General features: G+C 37.6%; 17 protein-coding genes. 9 read left to right on the forward strand and 8 right to left on the reverse strand.

Annotated features, from left to right (window positions below; translation table 11 throughout):
* Positions 1-24: 24 nt before the first annotated feature.
* The 5 genes from kynU to BCL90_RS15060 are packed head-to-tail and all read left to right on the forward strand — an operon-like array spanning position 25 to position 4,589.
* The gene (gene kynU, locus BCL90_RS15040; RefSeq protein WP_121284824.1) at positions 25-1,335 is read left to right on the forward strand and encodes a kynureninase; all 1,311 of its coding nucleotides are present in this window, start codon (positions 25-27) and stop codon (positions 1,333-1,335) included.
* Positions 1,328-2,188: a bestrophin family protein gene (locus BCL90_RS15045; RefSeq protein WP_121284825.1), complete on the forward strand. Its 861-nt coding sequence runs from the start codon at positions 1,328-1,330 to the stop codon at positions 2,186-2,188. Before kynU ends, BCL90_RS15045 begins: the two co-directional genes overlap by 8 nt.
* The gene (locus tag BCL90_RS15050; protein WP_121284826.1) at positions 2,188-3,090 is read left to right on the forward strand and encodes a histone deacetylase family protein; all 903 of its coding nucleotides are present in this window, start codon (positions 2,188-2,190) and stop codon (positions 3,088-3,090) included. The genes BCL90_RS15045 and BCL90_RS15050 overlap by 1 nt, the downstream gene beginning before the upstream one ends.
* A gap of 42 nt (positions 3,091-3,132) precedes the next feature.
* The gene (locus BCL90_RS15055) at positions 3,133-3,816 is read left to right on the forward strand and encodes a pseudouridine synthase (protein ID WP_121284827.1); all 684 of its coding nucleotides are present in this window, start codon (positions 3,133-3,135) and stop codon (positions 3,814-3,816) included.
* 38 nt (positions 3,817-3,854) lie between these two features.
* A complete protein-coding gene (locus BCL90_RS15060) occupies positions 3,855-4,589 on the forward strand; it encodes a hypothetical protein (protein ID WP_121284828.1) in 735 nt (244 codons plus the stop codon).
* Positions 4,590-4,860: 271 nt separating this feature from the next.
* Here BCL90_RS15060 and BCL90_RS15065 read toward each other — a convergent pair whose 3' ends face one another.
* From BCL90_RS15065 to BCL90_RS15075, 3 genes are all read right to left on the reverse strand, one after another.
* The gene (locus tag BCL90_RS15065) at positions 4,861-6,231 is read right to left on the reverse strand and encodes an MATE family efflux transporter (protein WP_121284829.1); all 1,371 of its coding nucleotides are present in this window, start codon (positions 6,229-6,231) and stop codon (positions 4,861-4,863) included.
* A 236-nt stretch (positions 6,232-6,467) separates the two neighbouring features.
* Positions 6,468-7,097 (reverse strand): AlbA family DNA-binding domain-containing protein, encoded by a 630-nt coding sequence (locus BCL90_RS15070; protein WP_121284830.1) that lies wholly within the window; start codon positions 7,095-7,097, stop codon positions 6,468-6,470.
* Between the two features lie 10 nt (positions 7,098-7,107).
* Positions 7,108-7,593 carry a PaaI family thioesterase gene (locus BCL90_RS15075; protein WP_121284831.1) on the reverse strand — a complete coding sequence of 162 codons (486 nt, stop codon included), beginning with the start codon at positions 7,591-7,593 and terminating at the stop codon, positions 7,108-7,110.
* A gap of 323 nt (positions 7,594-7,916) precedes the next feature.
* Between BCL90_RS15075 and BCL90_RS15080 the strand changes: the two genes are divergently transcribed.
* From BCL90_RS15080 to hemF, 3 genes are all read left to right on the forward strand, one after another.
* Positions 7,917-8,126 carry a coproporphyrinogen III oxidase gene (locus BCL90_RS15080; protein ID WP_121284832.1) on the forward strand — a complete coding sequence of 70 codons (210 nt, stop codon included), beginning with the start codon at positions 7,917-7,919 and terminating at the stop codon, positions 8,124-8,126.
* A 102-nt stretch (positions 8,127-8,228) separates the two neighbouring features.
* Complete coding sequence (locus BCL90_RS15085; protein WP_121284833.1) at positions 8,229-9,461, forward strand: MFS transporter; 1,233 nt, start codon at positions 8,229-8,231, stop codon at positions 9,459-9,461.
* A gap of 115 nt (positions 9,462-9,576) precedes the next feature.
* Positions 9,577-10,470 (forward strand): oxygen-dependent coproporphyrinogen oxidase, encoded by an 894-nt coding sequence (hemF, locus tag BCL90_RS15090; protein WP_121284834.1) that lies wholly within the window; start codon positions 9,577-9,579, stop codon positions 10,468-10,470.
* 120 nt (positions 10,471-10,590) lie between these two features.
* On the opposite strand, the gene BCL90_RS15095 is transcribed toward hemF, so the two are convergent.
* The 5 genes from BCL90_RS15095 to gyrA all read right to left on the reverse strand — a co-directional run bounded on the left by BCL90_RS15095 (position 10,591) and on the right by gyrA (position 16,925).
* The gene (locus tag BCL90_RS15095; protein WP_121284835.1) at positions 10,591-11,292 is read right to left on the reverse strand and encodes an endonuclease V; all 702 of its coding nucleotides are present in this window, start codon (positions 11,290-11,292) and stop codon (positions 10,591-10,593) included.
* 144 nt (positions 11,293-11,436) lie between these two features.
* Complete coding sequence (locus BCL90_RS15100; protein ID WP_134380658.1) at positions 11,437-11,655, reverse strand: hypothetical protein; 219 nt, start codon at positions 11,653-11,655, stop codon at positions 11,437-11,439.
* A gap of 320 nt (positions 11,656-11,975) precedes the next feature.
* A complete protein-coding gene (locus BCL90_RS15105; RefSeq protein WP_121284837.1) occupies positions 11,976-13,121 on the reverse strand; it encodes a tetratricopeptide repeat protein in 1,146 nt (381 codons plus the stop codon).
* A 97-nt stretch (positions 13,122-13,218) separates the two neighbouring features.
* Positions 13,219-14,307, reverse strand: coding sequence for a tetratricopeptide repeat protein (locus tag BCL90_RS15110; protein WP_121284838.1), 1,089 nt, complete (start codon positions 14,305-14,307; stop codon positions 13,219-13,221).
* A gap of 26 nt (positions 14,308-14,333) precedes the next feature.
* Positions 14,334-16,925: a DNA gyrase subunit A gene (gene gyrA, locus BCL90_RS15115; RefSeq protein WP_121284839.1), complete on the reverse strand. Its 2,592-nt coding sequence runs from the start codon at positions 16,923-16,925 to the stop codon at positions 14,334-14,336.
* A 436-nt stretch (positions 16,926-17,361) separates the two neighbouring features.
* Between gyrA and BCL90_RS15120 the strand changes: the two genes are divergently transcribed.
* The gene (locus tag BCL90_RS15120; protein ID WP_121284840.1) at positions 17,362-18,573 is read left to right on the forward strand and encodes a TCR/Tet family MFS transporter; all 1,212 of its coding nucleotides are present in this window, start codon (positions 17,362-17,364) and stop codon (positions 18,571-18,573) included.
* Positions 18,574-18,667 lie beyond the last annotated feature (94 nt).

The following is an 18,667-nucleotide window of genomic DNA, read 5'->3' on the forward strand; positions in this document are numbered from 1 at the left end:
TGCTTTTTTTGTAGTTTTGAGCCAATGAATTTCGAAAATAACCTATCATTCGCACAAAAACTTGATGAAGCTGATCAGCTCCGTCATTTCAGATCTCAGTTCTTATTTCCAAACTACAACGGAAAAGATTTTATTTATCTGTGTGGCAATTCATTAGGGCTTCAACCTAAAGTTGCATCTGAAGTTTTAAAAGGTCAGCTTGATAACTGGGCAAACTATGCTGTGGAAGGATGGTTTGATGGAAACGAACCCTGGATGTTCTACCATAAGGCACTTAAAAAGTTAATGGCCCCGATTGTTGGGGCATTACCAGCTGAAGTTTGCCTGATGAATACTTTGACTGTAAATCTCCATTTGTTAATGGTTAGCTTTTATCAGCCCAAAGGCAAACGTTTCAAAATCATTATGGAAGGCGGAGCATTCCCGTCCGATCAGTATGCGATAGAAAGCCAGGTGAGGTTTCATGGTTTTGATCCAAAAGAAGCGATTATAGAGGTTTTTCCTAAAGAAGGTGAGGAAATACTCCATACCGAAGATATCTTAGCTAAAATCAAAGAAAATGCAGATGAGATCGCTTTGGTTTTATTTGGCGGGATAAATTACTATACCGGCCAATGGTACGACATGGAAACCATTACCAAAGCAGGCCATGAAATCGGGGCAATTGTAGGCTGGGATCTGGCGCATGCCGCAGGTAATGTTCCTGTAAAATTGCACGATTGGGATGTTGATTTTGCCTGCTGGTGCTCATACAAATATCAAAATTCAGGTCCAGGGGGAATAAGCGGAATCTTTGTTCACGAAAAACATTTCAGCAATACTAAATTGAATCGCTTTGCAGGGTGGTGGGGCTATCAGGAAAACAAACGTTTTAAAATGGAAAAAGGCTTTATTCCGGAAGCAGGAGCTGATGGTTGGCAGGTGAGCTGTACACAGGTAATGCCAATGGCCTTGTACCATGCTTCGCTACAGATTTTCGAAAAAGCAGGTTTCATAGCACCATTAAGAGAGAAAAGTATTACTTTAACTGGTTATCTCGAATTCATTATAAACGAAGTAAATAAGGATTTAGGATTTGAGCAATATAAAATTATCACACCTAAGTTAGCTAAAGATAGAGGTGCACAGCTATCAATCATCGCTCAACGCAATGGTAAACAGATTTTTGATGGCTTAATGGCCAACCATATCCTTGGTGATTGGCGTGAACCTGATGTGATCCGATTGAGTGCTGTTCCACTTTATAACTCTTTCGAAGATGTTTTCATGGCCGGACAGGCGCTACTAAAAGTGAGTAAAGATATTTTAACGTCGAAAAGAATAAAAAATGATTAACTACAACCCTAAAGACTGGAGTACCTTCATTTTTCATATTGATAAAAGCGACACCTTTAGAAAGCTTTGGCCTTTAATGCTTGGGGTAGCTATATTTTCGGGGCTGGTTGCTTATGCTGAATTGAATTACTTTCAGCTTTCTAAAACTAGTAATGTAACCAATATTGGCATGATGCATAGCTTATTGGGCTTTGTTTTGTCTCTTTTGTTGGTTTTCAGAACTAATACGGCTTATGATAGGTGGTGGGAAGGCAGGAAACTGCTTGGATCGTTAACCAATGTAAGCCGTAACCTGGCTTTAAAGATTAAAGCGCTTAAACTGACTGATGAGGATGTTCGCTTTTTTGAATACGGCATCCCTAAATATGCTTTTGCACTAAAAGAACATTTAAGAGAAAAAATGTATTTTGGGAAGAACAGCTTATTGATAGCAGTTAAAGAAGGCAAACATGTTCCAAACCAGATAGCAGGTAGTTTAACCAACAGATTATACGGGTTGTTAGAAAAAGGTTCGATTTCGCAGGAACAGTTTATTGTTCTTTCCAGTGACTTTAATCAGTTTACCGATATCTGCGGCGCCTGTGAAAGGATTAAAAACACTCCAATCCCGTTTTCTTACAGCGCATTTATTAAAAAATTTATTTTTGTTTATGTGGTCACTTTACCCTTTGGCTGGGTGTTCAGTTTAGGTTATTTTGTGGTGCCAATTGTTCCCTTTATCCTCTATGTATTAGCGAGTTTGGAGCTGATAGCTGAAGAAATAGAAAACCCTTTTGGCTATGATGCGAATGATCTACCGGTAGATCAGATTTGTACCAATATCGAAAAACACGTAGGAGAGATTTTAGGCTAATGATCAAGATTGCCTGGCATCCGCTTTACGCACACCCTTTACCTGAAGGGCATCGTTTTCCGATGTTGAAATATGAATTGATACCTGAACAGCTTTTGCACGAGGGAACTATAACATCGCATAATTTATTTAGCCCGGAGCCAGTTTCCGCAGATATTATACTCCTGTCTCACGAAAAAGCATACTGGGAACAGCTCAGGGATTTAACACTTTCAGCTAAAGACCAAAGACGGATAGGTTTTCCTTTAAATGCGCAACTTTTAGAACGCGAACTGAGGATTACCCAAGGAACAATTGATGCTGCTCATTTTGCAATAAGTAACGGCATTGCCTTTAATGTTGCAGGAGGTACACATCATGCCGGCAGTAACTGGGGCGAAGGTTTTTGTTTATTAAACGATCAGGCTATTACTGCTAATTACTTGTTATCTAAAAAATTAGCCAATCGTATCTTAATTATTGATTTAGATGTTCATCAGGGAAATGGAACAGCAGAAATCTTTCAAAATGAGACACGGGTATTTACTTTTTCGATGCATGGCGATAAAAATTTCCCTTTTAGAAAAGAAATTTCCAGTTTGGATATTCCTTTAGATGATGGCGTACAGGATGAAGAATACCTCTCTATTTTAAAAGTCAATCTAAAAAAGGCTTTCGAAAGAGCCAAACCTGATTTTGTGTTTTATTTATCAGGAGTGGATGTACTTTCTACCGATAAGTTGGGTAAACTTTCACTCAGCAAAGTCGCATGTAAGGAACGCGACAGGATGGTGCTGCAGGCCTGTCAAGATAAAAACTTGCCTTTACAGGTTAGTATGGGCGGAGGGTATTCAGCAGATATTAAAGAAATCGTTGATGCGCATTGCAATACCTACCGATTGGCTTTTGATTTATTTACCTAGGCCTTGATGCGAAAACTATAATATCCTTATCTTCGCGGCAATATGTTGGAGATCATTTATCAGGACGAAAATTTAATTGCAATTAATAAACCCCACGGATTGTTGGTGCATCAATCATCAATTGCCAGAGATGCGACCGAATTTGCACTTCAGTTACTCAGAGATCAGGTGGGTAAACACGTTAGTCCGGTCCATCGTTTAGATAGAAAGACGAGTGGAATCCTATTATTTTCTTTTGATAAACCTTCTGAAATAGCTATGCATCAACAATTTATGAATGCAGAGACAGATAAGAAATACCTGGCTATTCTGCGTGGTTTCACGCCTGACACCATGGATATTGACTATCCATTAGCTAAAGAAAACGGAACGATGCAAGATGCTTTCACCTCGTTCAGAACACTTCAAAAAGCAGAGGTTGAAGTAGCTTTTGGCAAACATCCAACCTCACGTTATTCATTGGTAGAAGCTACCCCTAAAACCGGAAGAATGCACCAATTAAGAAGACACTTTAGCCATATCTTACATCCAATTATTGGCGACAGGACACACGGCTGCAACAAACAGAATAAGTTTTTTAAGGAGCAATGGGATATGACCACCATGTTGCTGCATGCTTCTGAATTGGAGTTTATTCACCCCGTTACAAAGGAAAGAATCCATTTAAAAGCCGGTCTGCATGAGGAATTTAAAAGAGTGATGGATTTCATGAAAATGGAACTTTAGCACAATTTTTAACACCAAAATCTGTTTATATAACATCTATGATTAAATACTTACGTTTTACACTCCCCGTTTTAGTGCTTTTCGCAGCCAGTTGTTCTTCAGTTTATATGCCAAACGTTCCAAATACGCCTATGTTAAGTAAACAGGGTGAATTTAGTGGCGGTGCGCACATTTCTTTAAAAGGTAATACCAGTGTTAATGGTGCTTATGCCGTGTCAGACCATGTTGGTTTATTGTTTAGTGGCTCAAGAATGAACAGCGAAAGAAAAACCAAAGATTTTGGACATAAATTAATTGAGATTGGCGGTGGTTACTTTGATACTTTTGGACCAGACAATAACCGGATTATTGAGATTTATGCAGGAGTAGGAAAAGGTTGGAGCGATATTACTTTCCGCGATTTTAAGGATGACGTGCTGATTAGCAATGAGGTTCAGGATGTAGATTACAGAAAAACATTTTTACAGGTAAACTATAGTTCGAAAAAGAAAAATAACCTGCGTTTATTTGGAACCGATTTTCCGATCAATTATGGTACTGCACTGAGAATCAGTCATATTAAAATGGACCGTTTCTTTTTAAATGGAGTTGTTCAACCAAAAGAAGACAATATTTTCTTTGAGCCGGTTTTTTTTACGCGTATGGCGCTGAGCAAAACCTTTCAGTTACAATATACCACGAGCAGTAATATCGGATTAAAGAACCGCAAATACATGTCAGCTGGTAATTCTATCTTTACCATTGGTGTTGTGGTGAATGTTGGAGGAAAGTAGCACTTGATGTCATTCTGAGCGCAGCGAAGAATCTGTTTTGACTCAGCGTATATTAACTTCAATCTTCTGTTGAGCCTGGGGAAAGTCACAGGATCCACTCTCTTTGTTAAGGGATTCTTCGCTGCGCTCAGAATGACAATTAATAATCTTCAAATTTCTCGTTTTATTACTTAGTCACATCATTTCGACTGGAGCGAAGAAATGAAGAAATCTATCCATAAGAAATTCTGTTTGATAGATTTCTCCACTGCGGTCGAAACGACGAATTTATCTAAGGACGCATCTGCTCCACCTTCAAACTTCTCGTTTTATTCTGAAACCTTAAAAACAATAGGATAGAGGCTGTTAGCAAACCTAGTGTTAACCCATACCAAATGCCATTAACGCCTAAGTTAAAATGAAATCCCAATACATAACCAATAGGGATTCCAACTACCCAATAGGCTAAAAAAGTAATAAAGGTTGGAATGTTGACATCGCCTATGCCACGTAAAACACCTAATCCCACTACCTGGGTACCATCAAATAATTGAAAAAAGCCTGCAATAATTAATAGTTGTGCTGCAATAGGAATTACTGCTGCATCTTCGGTATAAATAAAGGGCATCATCTTATTTGCCAATACAAAAATTACCGCTGTACAGCACATAAACAGTAAAATAACGTGATAACTGGCTATAGCAGATTTACGTAAATCGTCAAAATTTTTCTTTCCAAAGTTATTTCCAGTTTTAATGGTCGCTGCAGAAGCTACACCACTGGCAATCATATAAGTCATTGCGGCTAAACTAATCGCGATTTGATGTGCAGCCTGTTCTGTTGCACCAATCGTACCAATAAGGACTGCTGCTCCACTAAAAGCACTGATTTCGAAAGAGTATTGCATGGCAACCGGCATTCCGATCTTTGCAATTTTAATTGCCCTTATTTTATCAAAAAACGTGGCTTTAAAACTCGTCAGGTACTTTTTAAAATACTGCGAACGTAAAACGTAAAAACACATTACTGTAGCCATTAAAACCCTGTCAATTAAAGTACTTAAACCAACACCGCTAACACCCATCGATTTGATACCGAACATACCTTTCACGAAAATAATTCCGAGGATGATATTGAGCGCATTTCCCCAGATCGAAACGAACATCGCCTGTTTGGTAAAGCCTAAGCCTTCAGCAAACTGTTTAAAGGTCTGAAAAATCAATAATGGAATAATTGAAATTGATAAAAGATTCAGATAGGGTTTTGCGTAGCGTACTACTTCAGGAGTTTGTTCAAGTCGATCGATGACAAAAAATATCCCCAATTGAACCAGTACATATAAAAATATGCCTATACAGATATTAATGATTAAACTGTTTGACAGAAGTTTTCCGCATTCATCATAATTCTGCCTACCGTTTTCTTGTGCGATAAGTGGCGTTAAACCATAAGAAATACCTAATCCTATTACTAAAATAAGCATGAATATGCTATTAACCAGCGAAACAGCAGCCAATTGAATGGTATCCGTAAAATGACCTACAATAATACTATCTGCCATATGAACCAAAGTATGACCAACCTGAGAACCTACTATTGGCAGCGCCAAGTGAAGATTTTCTTTATAATAAGGTTTATACCTGGTGTAAATTTTAGAAAACATAGTTTGCAAAGGTCGCTTTTTTAAAGCTCAAAAAGTAGAGATGTAGAAAAGTTAATGTATAGCAGCCCCTGAAACAAGTTCAGGTTGACCAATTCTTGGCAGCCAGTTTTCCTAGCAAGAGGCCCTCTCGTTCGTCATGCTTTCAGCATCTTTCCTACTAGCTTTGATATCACTATAATACGAGTAAAATAGATCCTGAAACAAGTTCAGGATGACGACCATCAAGAAAAAGCCCCTTACCTCACCGCTGTAAAATATTCTTCTTTTTCTGAAGTATGCGATTTGATTACATTGGTCAGGATTAAATTAACCAATACTTTTTGCGCTTTGCGGTACGAACTGCGTAATAGTTTGCTAAACTCTTTCAGTGTTATTTTTTCATTCTGCTCCAGGTATTCGAGCAGTTTTTTCTCGTTCTCCGAGTAAGAGATTAACACGCCGTCATTTTTATATTCCTGTTTAAGGACTTCAACAATAATCCGACTGGCTAAAACGCTTTTATCATCAATGCGGATATAAGCCCACCATTTTTTTTGATCATCAAGTGCATAATGCGGTTTGGTATCACTTTCAGGAATATTAACTACCAGCACTAATTTATCGTCAACATAAATTTCCTCAAAGTAAGGTTCAATCGCAGGCTTACAGAACTGATGCGCAGAAGTTAAAATCATATATTTTTCTTCTTCTTCTGATTTCACACCTTTAATAGATCCATCATCGGCCACACCAATTAATAATTTACCACCTTTATTATTAGCAAAAGCAACCAGACTCTTGGCAATTTTCTCGGTATTGGTAATGGTTTTCTTAAAATCGAGCATAACGCCCTCACCCTGCAAAATTAAACTCTTAATACTCGGCATAATCTAAAAATTAGTAAGCAACTCTGGGCGTTTCGCCCTGATGCAGGTTTCGGATATATACTTCATTCATTACGGTCGCACACAGTTCACCATTCTTATTGGTTATTTCCATGGGATAGGCTTTTACAAACTTTCCAATGGTTTTTAAGGCATGTTCAGCTTCAGCAAGCATGTCGTCAGTTACTGTTATAGTAAAATATAATGTAGAACGACCAGGTTTTAAATATTGTATAGAGGCGCTCTTTAACCAAACACGGACTTTAAATCCCCGACGTTGCATTAACTGATCAAATAACAAGGCATAAAACGGGTCAGTAGCTGCATAAATAGTGCCTCCAAAAATAGAACCGTTATAATTTTTATTCAGAAAACTCTTGCTAAGCTTAACTGTACAGCTTCTAAATTCATTTTCAAATCTCTGAACCCAAATGCGTTGAAAAAATAGGGGTGGGTAAAAACGCATTACCCATTTAAGGGTATTTTGAGAAATTATCATACTTACTAATATCAGAAAGTTTTATCACCTTTTAAAGTTTTGGCCGTGTTGTTTTAGTAATATTTCAGTAATTTAGATCATGCATGTTATGATACCCTTAGCGACGCTTTAACAGATTTGGATAGTCGTGGTTATAATTTGATTTTAATTGAAAATATATCTCGAGGCTGCAGAATAAATTAAAGATCCATCACAGATAGTAGTTGTTTTCACTATAATCTCTTAACAATCAGTGTTATTTGTTGAAAAATGTCCTTTTTGAAGAAAAAAAATAAAACCAAATGATTAAAAGGTTGTTAGGATGATAGATAACAATAAAAACTATGAAAAAAATAATCTTAAGTCTTGCTTTTGCGGGTTCTCTTATGATAGCCACATCAGCATGCAATTCGTCAAAAAATATGGCTGGTTCTTCAGACAGCACTAAAACGGATTCGACAACTACGGCACCAATGGATACAACATCTAAAAAAATGCCAGACACGACAACAAAAATGCCAACTGACACTACAAAAAAGAACCCTACTATGTAGGATCTTAAAAGCCACTCTAACGCAGAGTGGCTTTTATTTTGAAAAATCTATTTTAAATATTTGTGTTATTGCGTACTTTCAGCGTTTAAACCAAATAATTAAATGAACCCTCAAGCAAAAACCAACAGCAGTAATGTAATTTTCTTAGTTATTGTAGCTGCTCTGGGCTATTTCGTCGATATTTACGATCTTGTTCTATTTTCTGTTGTAAGGGTAAAAAGTTTTACCGATATCGGTGTTTCTGCAGCACACATGCGTACCGAAGGGGAGTATGTAATCAATATGCAGATGTTCGGTTTATTGCTTGGTGGCTTGCTTTGGGGAATCATCGGTGATAAATTCGGCAGAATCAAAGTATTATTTGGATCAATTTTAATGTATTCGTTAGCAAATTTAGCCAATGGTTTTGCTACGGATGTACACACTTATGCGATTATCAGGCTTATAGCGGGTATTGGTTTGGCAGGAGAGCTAGGAGCAGGAATTACCCTTGTTACCGAAACTATGGACAAAGAAAAACGTGGATACGGAACGATGGTGGTAGCTGGCATCGGTTTACTGGGAGCAGCAGCAGCAGCCACAATCGGCAAACATTTTACCTGGCAAACCTCTTATTTTGTAGGTGGCGGTATGGGCCTGCTTTTGTTGCTCTTACGTGTAGGTACTTTCGAATCGGGTATGTTTAAACATGCTGAGCAAAGTTCAGAAGTTTCCAAAGGCAACTTTTTTATGCTTTTTTCTAACCGGAAGCGGTTTTTAAAATACCTGGCCTGTATCTGTTTAGGGCTTCCTCTTTGGTTTATTGTAGGTATTCTGGTTACCCAATCGCCAGAAATAGGGAAAGCACTGGGCGCAAAAGATTTATTGAATGCGGGTACCGGGATTATGTATACTTATTTTGGTATTGCTATTGGAGATGTGGTATGCGGCTTTTTGGCACAGGTATTAAAGTCCCGCAGAAAAACAGTACTTATTTTTCAAAGTCTGTCTGTAATTACAGTAATTATTTATTTAACCAGTACAGGTTTAACCGAAAGTAGTTTTATCCTGATCTGCCTGTTTATGGGCTTTGCAGTTGGCTATTGGGCAACGTTTGTTACTATTGCCGCTGAACAGTTTGGTACTAACATCCGTTCGACCGTTACCACCACGGCGCCAAACTTTGTACGCGGGGCATTAATTCCAATTACATTTGCTTTCGAATTTTTTGTGCACCGTTATAACATAGTTTCGGCTGGTTTTATCGTTATGGGAATTGTTACCGTGATCGCCATGATTTCTGTGGTCTATTTAAAAGAAAGCTTTAATAAAGACCTTAATTATTTAGAATATTAGTTTTAGCACTCTGAACTAGGAACTAACCGCAATGTCAATAAAATGTACTATCTAAACATAAATCAATATAGCTGCTTTAATAGGCTTAAATTTGTATAGAAATAGAAAAGCCGTCATGTTTAAAGAAGAAGTAGCAGCGAGATATAAGCAAATTCAGGATGAAATTTGCCGTGGATTGGAAATTGCCGATGGCAAAGGAAAATTTGAAGAGGAACTGTGGGAGAGAAGCGGCGGGGGAGGCGGACGTACGCGGATTATGCAAAATGGTGCAATTATCGAAAAGGGTGGTGTAAATTTCTCTGCTGTACATGGAAAGCTTCCGGAAGCGGTAAAAAAAGCCTTTAATGTGACAGAAGATGATTTTTTTGCTACAGGCGTTTCAATTGTGATTCATCCAAATCATCCGCTGGTTCCAATTATTCATATGAATATCCGCTATTTTGAACTCAATGAAGAAACACGTTGGTTTGGTGGCGGTATCGATTTAACGCCGCATTATGTTTTCGAAAACGATGCCCGTTTCTTTCACCATAAGCTAAAACAGGCTTGTGACGATTTCGGTGCTGAATTTTATCCAAAATTCAAAACACACGCTGATGATTACTTTTTTATTAAACACCGTGAAGAAACCCGCGGTATTGGTGGTATTTTTTACGATCGCTTAAAACCTGAAAACACCAATTTATCCTGGGAACAGATTTTAGATTTCTCCATTAATATTGGTGAAACATTTTTGCCGATTTATACCGAATTAATCGACCGTAACCGGGATAAAGAATTTACTGAAGCTCAGAAAGAATGGCAATACCAACGCCGTAGCCGTTATGTAGAATTTAATTTAGTTTACGATTCCGGAACAAAATTTGGCTTAGAAACCAATGGACGGATTGAGTCTATTTTAATGAGTTTACCACCACAGGCCAACTGGGGTTATAATGTTCAACCAGAAGTAGATTCGGATGAATATAAAACGTTGCAGTTGCTAAAAAAAGGGATTAACTGGGTTTAAAATTATATAGAACTGTCATCATTATAAGGTATACGAAGCAATCTTAAAGCACAAGCCTTAGCGAGCGTTGTAAGATTGCTTCGTCGGCTGAAAAAGCCTTCTCGCAATGACGACTGGCTTTTAAAACAAAGTTAGCGGTGCTGATACCTCGTGAAAACCAGCTTTCAGTTTTCCAATTCTAAAATCATTTACAATATTGTGGGCCATGCGGGTTGGTTCGGGAATGCGGTAATTTCCGACAGAGTTTTTTATGATCGCTAAGCTTTGATCAGCAGTAATTAAATGACCAGCGGATACATAAACAGGTGCGCAATTGATCTTTGTTTTCAATGCAAAACCAAGGAGTTCACCTAAATTATTTTTAATTTCTGTTGTGCTATATCTGACATTTTCTGGCTGATGATCTTTTCCGTGCAAGAGACTTTTTGCGCAGCCAATTGTAGCTTGATTAGCCAAAATACCAAAATGTGAAGCAACACCCATACGGCGTGGGTGCAAAATCCCATTGCCATCCAATACCACAACATCTGGTTTTTCGACTATCAATTCCCAAACTTTTAATAATGCCGGAACTTCCTTAAAACCCAAAAAACCTGCTTTGTATGGAAAACTAGTTTCATAAGTTTCTAAGGCGAATGATTTTAAAACCATTTCCGGGTAACTTAAGATTACAATTCCTGCATACATCGTGGTGCTGTTTTTATTAAAAGAAATATCAGCACCTGCGATGGTTTGAATTCTCTCAAGTTGATGAAATTTTAATTGTTTGGCGAGTTCAATCTGATAAGTGGCTGCATCTTCGAAGCTATAATGGTCGTACATGGTTTTAGTACAAGTTAATGCTGTAAATTGTTTGATTAAACCTTGTCTGATCCTTAAATGAATCACTTTGGTGAAATGTACTCTTAAGATAAGGGATACGTTTCAAAATGATTCTGATTGTTTTGGTAATTGAATAAAAGGTAATTAGCTAGTTATTGCAAATTTTCTGGTTAGAAAATTGTACATCATCAAAATTAAAGTTGTTGAATCGTCTCTAGAGCTAACCATGTCTTTGATGAATATCTTTTCATCAGGATTTGAATATTTTATAAATTTGATTTGACCATCTTTTATTTCATGATTACCACTTGCATCTAAATGCAATTTGAGAAGGACGCCACCAGCCTTGTTTTCGTTTTGCATCTGTAGGAACTTTTGTATTGTTTTACCGACTTTGGCCAATTTAGTCGCATGATTTTCACTTATCCAAATTTCATCCCAGGTAGCAAAGTATGGAAAGTGGGCAAGTACATTTCTAGATTATAGATTTACCAAATATAATTTTTTATATCTGATGACATTAAAAATTTATTTACCGGAATTGTTTTAGACACTATATTTTAAACTGATATTTAGCTTTTGTAATTACCGGTATAACATAATATTAATTTTGTCTTATAATTAATATTATGTTAAGTTGTGTTTTCGAACACTATCCTATCCTCTCTAGATTTCCTATAAAATTACAGTTCCTGAAGTTTGCGGTTAAGTTCCTGTGCCTTATCTGTTGCGCCTTTTTTGTTATAGATATCAATCAGCAACTGTACAGTTTTCTTATCGTTTGGATTAATTTCGTTGGCACGTTGTAAAGCAAATTGTGCACGGTTAATTAGACCTTTATATTTTTCGGTTTTGTCCGCATCGCTTTTGCGCAAAGTTTCATTCGCAGTATTGATATAAGCTAAACTCAATTGGTACAAGGCATCGAAATAATTCTGGTCTGTGGTTAAAGCTTTATCGTAAGCTAAAATTGCTGTAGCATTATTTCCACCAACCTGTTGCAGGTAACCATATAGAAAATAAAGCAGTTTATTTCCTTTTTCCACTTTTAAATTATTTTCGATCAATCCCTGTGCTTTACTATAATTTTCTGTGTCAAGCAAAAGATTGATGTAATCGTTCGTTAAAAAACGGTTAAATGGATTTAAAACCAATCCATCTTCTAAAGTTTTGATAGCGGTTTCGTTTTCTGATTTCACTACGTACATCTGAGCCATTTTCTGAAAAACAGATGGATTTTTAATTCCATTTTCTTTTGCACGTTTAAAATAAGTTAAAGATTCATCGTAAGATTGAATATTTAATGCGCAAATCGCGGTATTTAACGCCAGAGTAGTATCGGCAGGAAAATTATCTGAAACTTCTTTCAGGTCGGCAAATGCCTCTTTAAATTCGTTGTTAAAATAAGCTTCATTACCCTTATCCTGCTTTTTGATTAAAATGTTGTGATCAGACGCTTTAATAAGTCCCCCATTATCATTGTAACGGTCTAATGCTTTTGCTTTGGCAACCGCCTCTACTGCGCTGTCATAAAATTTATTTGCATTGTTCGGGTCGGTATCAATCAGTGATGCAAATGAGGTAAGGTAAGATTTTATAGACCAGGTTTCTGTCCAGTTTTTGGTTTTATTATCTTTTTCAGCAGATTCTATCGATTTTAAGCCTTCTGTAATGATGCTTAACTGCTTTTTCTCATCTTCTTTGTTGGCTATAGATGCCTGAAGTTTGCCGACTGAATTTCTGGCAATCAGGATCTGACTTTTTTGGGCTACAGCATTAAAAGAGACGAAAATTAAAGCGGTTAAAGATATTTTAAGGCAATTCTGCATAATGTATTGATGTGATAAAACCGTAATAAACCATAAAAATAAACATAAAAAAAAGAGCCCCGAAATTTCAGGGCTCTTTTTTTAAATCGTATCAGAATTATTGTTTAGGTAATGCATCTAAACGTTTCTTGACATCTTCGTAATTTTTAGTGTCATTTCTAAAAGCATAGATCGTTTTCAATGTTTCTAATGCACCCTGGTTTTTAGCATCAACTTCTAAAGCTTTTTTGTAAAATGGAAGTGATTTATCTAACAAAGCATTCATTTTACCGGTTACTTCGTTAAATTCTTTTACTTTTTTAGGATCGATTTTATTTCTATCGGCCTGTAGTTTTAAAGCCTGGCTGAAATAAATATTGCCTAATAATACCTGATAGCTAGGGTTATTTGGCTCTTTTGCTGCTAAAGCAACCAACATTTGCTCAGATTTTGCTGCATCACCCCTATCAATATATATCTGGGTTTCAGTTTTAATCCAGTCGGTATTTTCAGGGAATTTTGCACTTGCTTCTTTAATAACGGCCAAAGCAGCTGTAGTATCTTTCTGCTTGCTTAGAACAGCATTGATAATTTCAGAATATAAATCTTTAGACTGTGGTGAGTTTAAAGAGATCACTTTTTTAAACTGAGTAATCATACCGGGATAATCTTCAATATTTCTTGCTGCAATACCAGCATTTAAATACATCGCAGTATCTTGTGGGTTAATTACCGTTGCAGCAACAAATTTCTCGTAAGCTGTTTTGTAATCTTTTTTGTTGTAAGCAATTACACCAGCGTTTCTAACTGCATTACTCACATTCGTTTCAGCTGAACTGATGTTGTCCTTTTCAGCACCTTTAGTATCCAGTTTTTTTGCTTCAACAATAGCTTCTTGTGCAATTTTCAAATTTGCATCAGCGTTTGCAGTACTGGTTGAATCTAAAATCGCTGCAGAAGAGGCAAATAGCGCACGGTAAGACCATGCTTCTGGCATTACTTTAGATTTTTCATCCGCAATGGCTTTATCAGTATGGGCCAGGCCTTTAGCTAACGCTTCAAGTTTTTTTGCCAATGGAGTTGTAGCGCTTGAAGAAGTTAACTGGAATAAACCCCAGTCATTTTTTGCCGCGTTTACTTCACTTTTCTGAGCAAAAGCAGCGCTTACCGCACCTGCTAGAAATATACTTAGAAATACTCTTTTCATAATTTTTATTCTAATCTTAATTTTAGTTAATTTTCTTCTTCCGTTTCGTTATCTGATTCGCCCTCTTCTTCAGTATCATCAGCTTCCGGAGTAGTATCTGCTTCTATTTCTTCACCGTCTGTAACTACAACATCTGTTAAATCTACTGTTTCTTCTTCGTCTTCCTCGTGGTCAATTTTAGTAACCGATGCAATCTCATCATCACCTTTTAACGATATTAAACGAACCCCTTGCGTGGCACGTCCCATTACCCTTAATGCTGATACCGGAATTCTGATTACAATGCCTGAACGGTTAATGATCATCAAATCTTCGCTATCAGTAACGTCTTTTATAGAAACTAATTGCCCTGTTTTTTCAGTAACGTTAATTGTTTTTACCCCTTTACCGCCACGGTTGGTTACACGGTAATCTTCAATATCAGTACGTTTTCCGTAACCTTTTTCTGATACTACTAACACCGTAACTTCAGGATTGTTTACAGCAATCATGCCAACAACTTCATCCTGATCGTGTGCAAGCCTTACACCACGTACACCAGTAGCTGTTCTACCCATCGGACGAACGGTTTTTTCATTGAAACGGATGGCTCTTCCTGAGCGTAAAGCCATTACAATTTCGCTTTCACCGTTGGTTAAACAAGCTTCTAATAAGATATCGCCTTCATTAATGTTAATGGCATTGATACCGTTTACACGTGGACGTGAATACGCTTCAAGAGAAGTTTTCTTAATGGTACCTTTTTTAGTACACATGATGATGAAATTGTTCTCTAAATATTCCTGGTCTTTAAGGTTTTTAACTTTGATATAGGCCTTAATTTTCTCTTCTTTCGGAATGTTGATGATGTTTTGTATCGCTCTTCCTTTACTGGTTCTCGAACCTTCCGGAATTTCGTACACCCTCAACCAGAAACACCTTCCGGCTTCGGTAAAGAACAACATATAATTGTGGTTGGTAGCAACCAGCATGTGCTCAATAAAATCTTCATTTCTTGAGTTACTGCCTTTAGATCCTTTTCCGCCCCTTCCTTGCGCTTTAAATTCGCTTGCTGGCGTACGTTTAACATAACCCTCGTGAGAAATGGTGATCACAACTTCTTCATCGTCGATGAAATCTTCCATACTCATGTCTTCGGCTGAGTGAACGATTGTAGTTCTGCGTTCATCGCCAAATTTCTGTTTCACTTCTTCCAGTTCATCCTTGATAATCTGCATACGCAAACCTTCATCTGCTAAAATAGATTTCAAGTATTCGATGGTTTTCATTAATTCAGCGTATTCTTCTTTAATCTTATCACGCTCTAGTCCTGTTAAACGACGCAATGTCATATCCAGAATCGCACGTGCCTGAAGGTCGCTTAGCCCGAATTTCTCCATTAAGCCTAAACGGGCTTCCTCTGGCGTTTCTGATGCACGGATTAATTTAATTACCTCATCTAAATGATCTAAAGCAATTAAATAACCTTCTAAAATGTGTGCACGTTTTTCAGCCTCTGCCAATTCGTATTTGGTACGACGAACAATTACATCATGACGGTGATCCACAAAGTGAACAATTAAATCTTTAAGATTCAACATCTGTGGACGGCCTTTTACCAATGCAATGTTATTTACACTGAAAGAGGTTTGTAAAGCTGTATACTTATATAGGTTGTTTAAAACGATAGAAGCATTTGCATCACGTTTAATTTCATAAACGATGCGGATACCATCTTTGTTCGATTCGTCTTTGATGTTCGATATACCTTCCAGTTTTTTCTCGCCAACCAATTCAGCAGTACGCTCAATCATTTGTGCTTTGTTTACCTGGTACGGAATTTCGGTAACAATAATTACTTCACGGTCTTTAATGTTTTCGATCTCTGCTTTTGCACGCATTACAATACGTCCACGACCAGTTTCGAATGCTTCTTTTACACCGGTATAACCATAAATAATACCACCTGTAGGGAAATCGGGAGCTTTTACAAACTTCATTAATTCCTCTATCGTAATATCTCTATTGTCGATATAGTTTATCACACCATCAATTGCTTCAGTTAAGTTGTGTGGCGCCATGTTGGTGGCCATACCTACCGCAATACCAGAAGAACCGTTAACTAAAAGATTAGGTATTTTTGCGGGTAAAACCGTTGGCTCCTGCTCTGTATCATCAAAGTTTAATTGAAAATCTACTGTATCTTTATTGATATCTGCAACCATTTCTTCGGCAAGTTTGCTAAAACGTGCCTCAGTATAACGCATTGCAGCCGGAGAGTCACCATCAATGTGACCAAAGTTACCCTGACCATCTACCATTGGATAACGCAAACTCCAATCCTGAGCCATACGAACCATGGTAAAATATACCGATGCATCACCGTGTGGGTGGTACTTACCTAAAACCTCACCCACAATACGGGCAGATTTTTTATAAGGTTTTCCACTGGTTACACCTAAACCCAACATGCCGTAGAGCACACGGCGGTGAACTGGTTTTAATCCATCACGTACATCAGGCAAAGCCCTCGATACGATTACCGACATTGAATAATCAATGTAAGCCGATTTCATCTGCTCTTCTATGTTAATTTGAATGATTTTGTCGTTCTGCTGATTTTCTAAATCTTCTGCCATAAATTATTATTCTCGCTACTTAAAACGATATTAAAAAAGGGTATTACTATAACCTTGCGAATTTAACAAAATTATGCCGAACTAAGGCATTGTGGAAAATTTTTGACCTTTGTTATAGGTTTTTCACTCCCAATGCAATTTTAAGTTATTAAAGGCCAATTTAAGAGTTTTTGATTCAGACCTGTTTAGATTTTAAAAAATGTAAGCTTTGTCAGATTGGATTGACATTTTTTTTGAAATGTAGGGTTCTATCTTAGTGGCGGTCTGCAGCCCTGCTACCGCTCCAAGTCCTCGCTCGTTGTGGGCTTTTCGCTATATCAGGTTTATAAACGAGGGTTCTTTATCAAACATTTCGGCTGAAACCTGATAGGTTTATAGAACTAAAATTTACATTCTTAGGTAATTCTAATACTTTTGCTTTTCAACTTTTTATAAAATGGCAACCGAAAAAAAATCTGCAATGAGTTTTATTATGGTAACCCTCCTGATCGATTTTACAGGTTTTGGGATCATTATTCCGGTTTTACCTAAACTTATACAGGATTTTACCGGTGGCGGTTTCGGGTTGGCAGCAGAATATGGGGGCTGGCTGACCCTTGCTTACGCATCGGTGCAATTTATATTCTCTCCAATTATCGGTGCGATGAGCGATCGGTACGGAAGAAGGCCAGTATTATTAAGCTCTTTGTTCGGCTTAGGTATCGATTATATTTTTTTATCCTTCGCCCCTTCCATTACCTGGTTGTTTGTAGGAAGGATTATCGCAGGCATTACCGGAGCGAGTTTTACTACTGCACAGGCCTATATTGCTGACGTTTCGTCGCCTGAGAAAAGAGCGCAGAATTTCGGTCTGGTTGGTGCTGCTTTTGGCGTAGGCTTTATTTTAGGTCCGGTTTTAGGTGGTGCATTCAGTCATTTTGGTACGCGTGTTCCTTTTATGGTTGCTGCAGGTTTATCTTTGATTAACTGGCTTTATGGCTATTTTATATTACCTGAGTCATTACCGGTTGAAAAACGCAGGGCTTTCGAATGGAAAAGAGCAAACCCCATAGGCTCATTGATTAGTATCGGTAAATATCCTGCTTTACTGGGGCTGATGATTACATTATTCTTATTGTACTTCGCAAGTCACTCGGTTCAATCGAATTGGACATTTTATACCATGGAAAAATTCGACTGGGATGCGGCATGGGTTGGTTATTCGTTAGGTTTCGTGGGTTTGGTGATCGGAATTGTACAGGGAGGATTAATCAGGGTAATTTTGCCAAAAATTGGAGAAAAGAAAGCGGTTTACTTTGGTCTTATTTTATATGTAATCGGCTTTACGGCCTTTGCTTTTGCGTCAAAAGGCTGGATGATGTTTGCCTTTATGCTCCCTTACGGTTTGGCCGGAATCGGCGGACCAGCGATGCAGGGTTTAATATCTAATCAGATCCCATCCAATGCACAAGGCGAAATGCAAGGCGTTTTAACTGGTTTACAAAGTTTGGCTGCGATATTTGCACCATGGGTGATGACGCATATTTTCGCTTATTTTATAGAAGGCAAAGCACCTGTTTATTTTCCAGGAGCACCGTTTATATTGAGTGCTGTGTTAACGTTAATTGGGTTATTTATTTGTTTAAGAAGTTTGAAGAAATATCATTAATTAGTTCCCGCAGATTCGAGAAGATAAAAAACGCAGATTATACAGATCATATTTGGCAGCTAAAAGTTCCACACTAACATTTATAAAAATCCTC

The organism is Pedobacter alluvionis, assembly GCF_003664035.1.
Taxonomy (GTDB): Bacteria; Bacteroidota; Bacteroidia; order Sphingobacteriales; family Sphingobacteriaceae; genus Pedobacter; species Pedobacter alluvionis.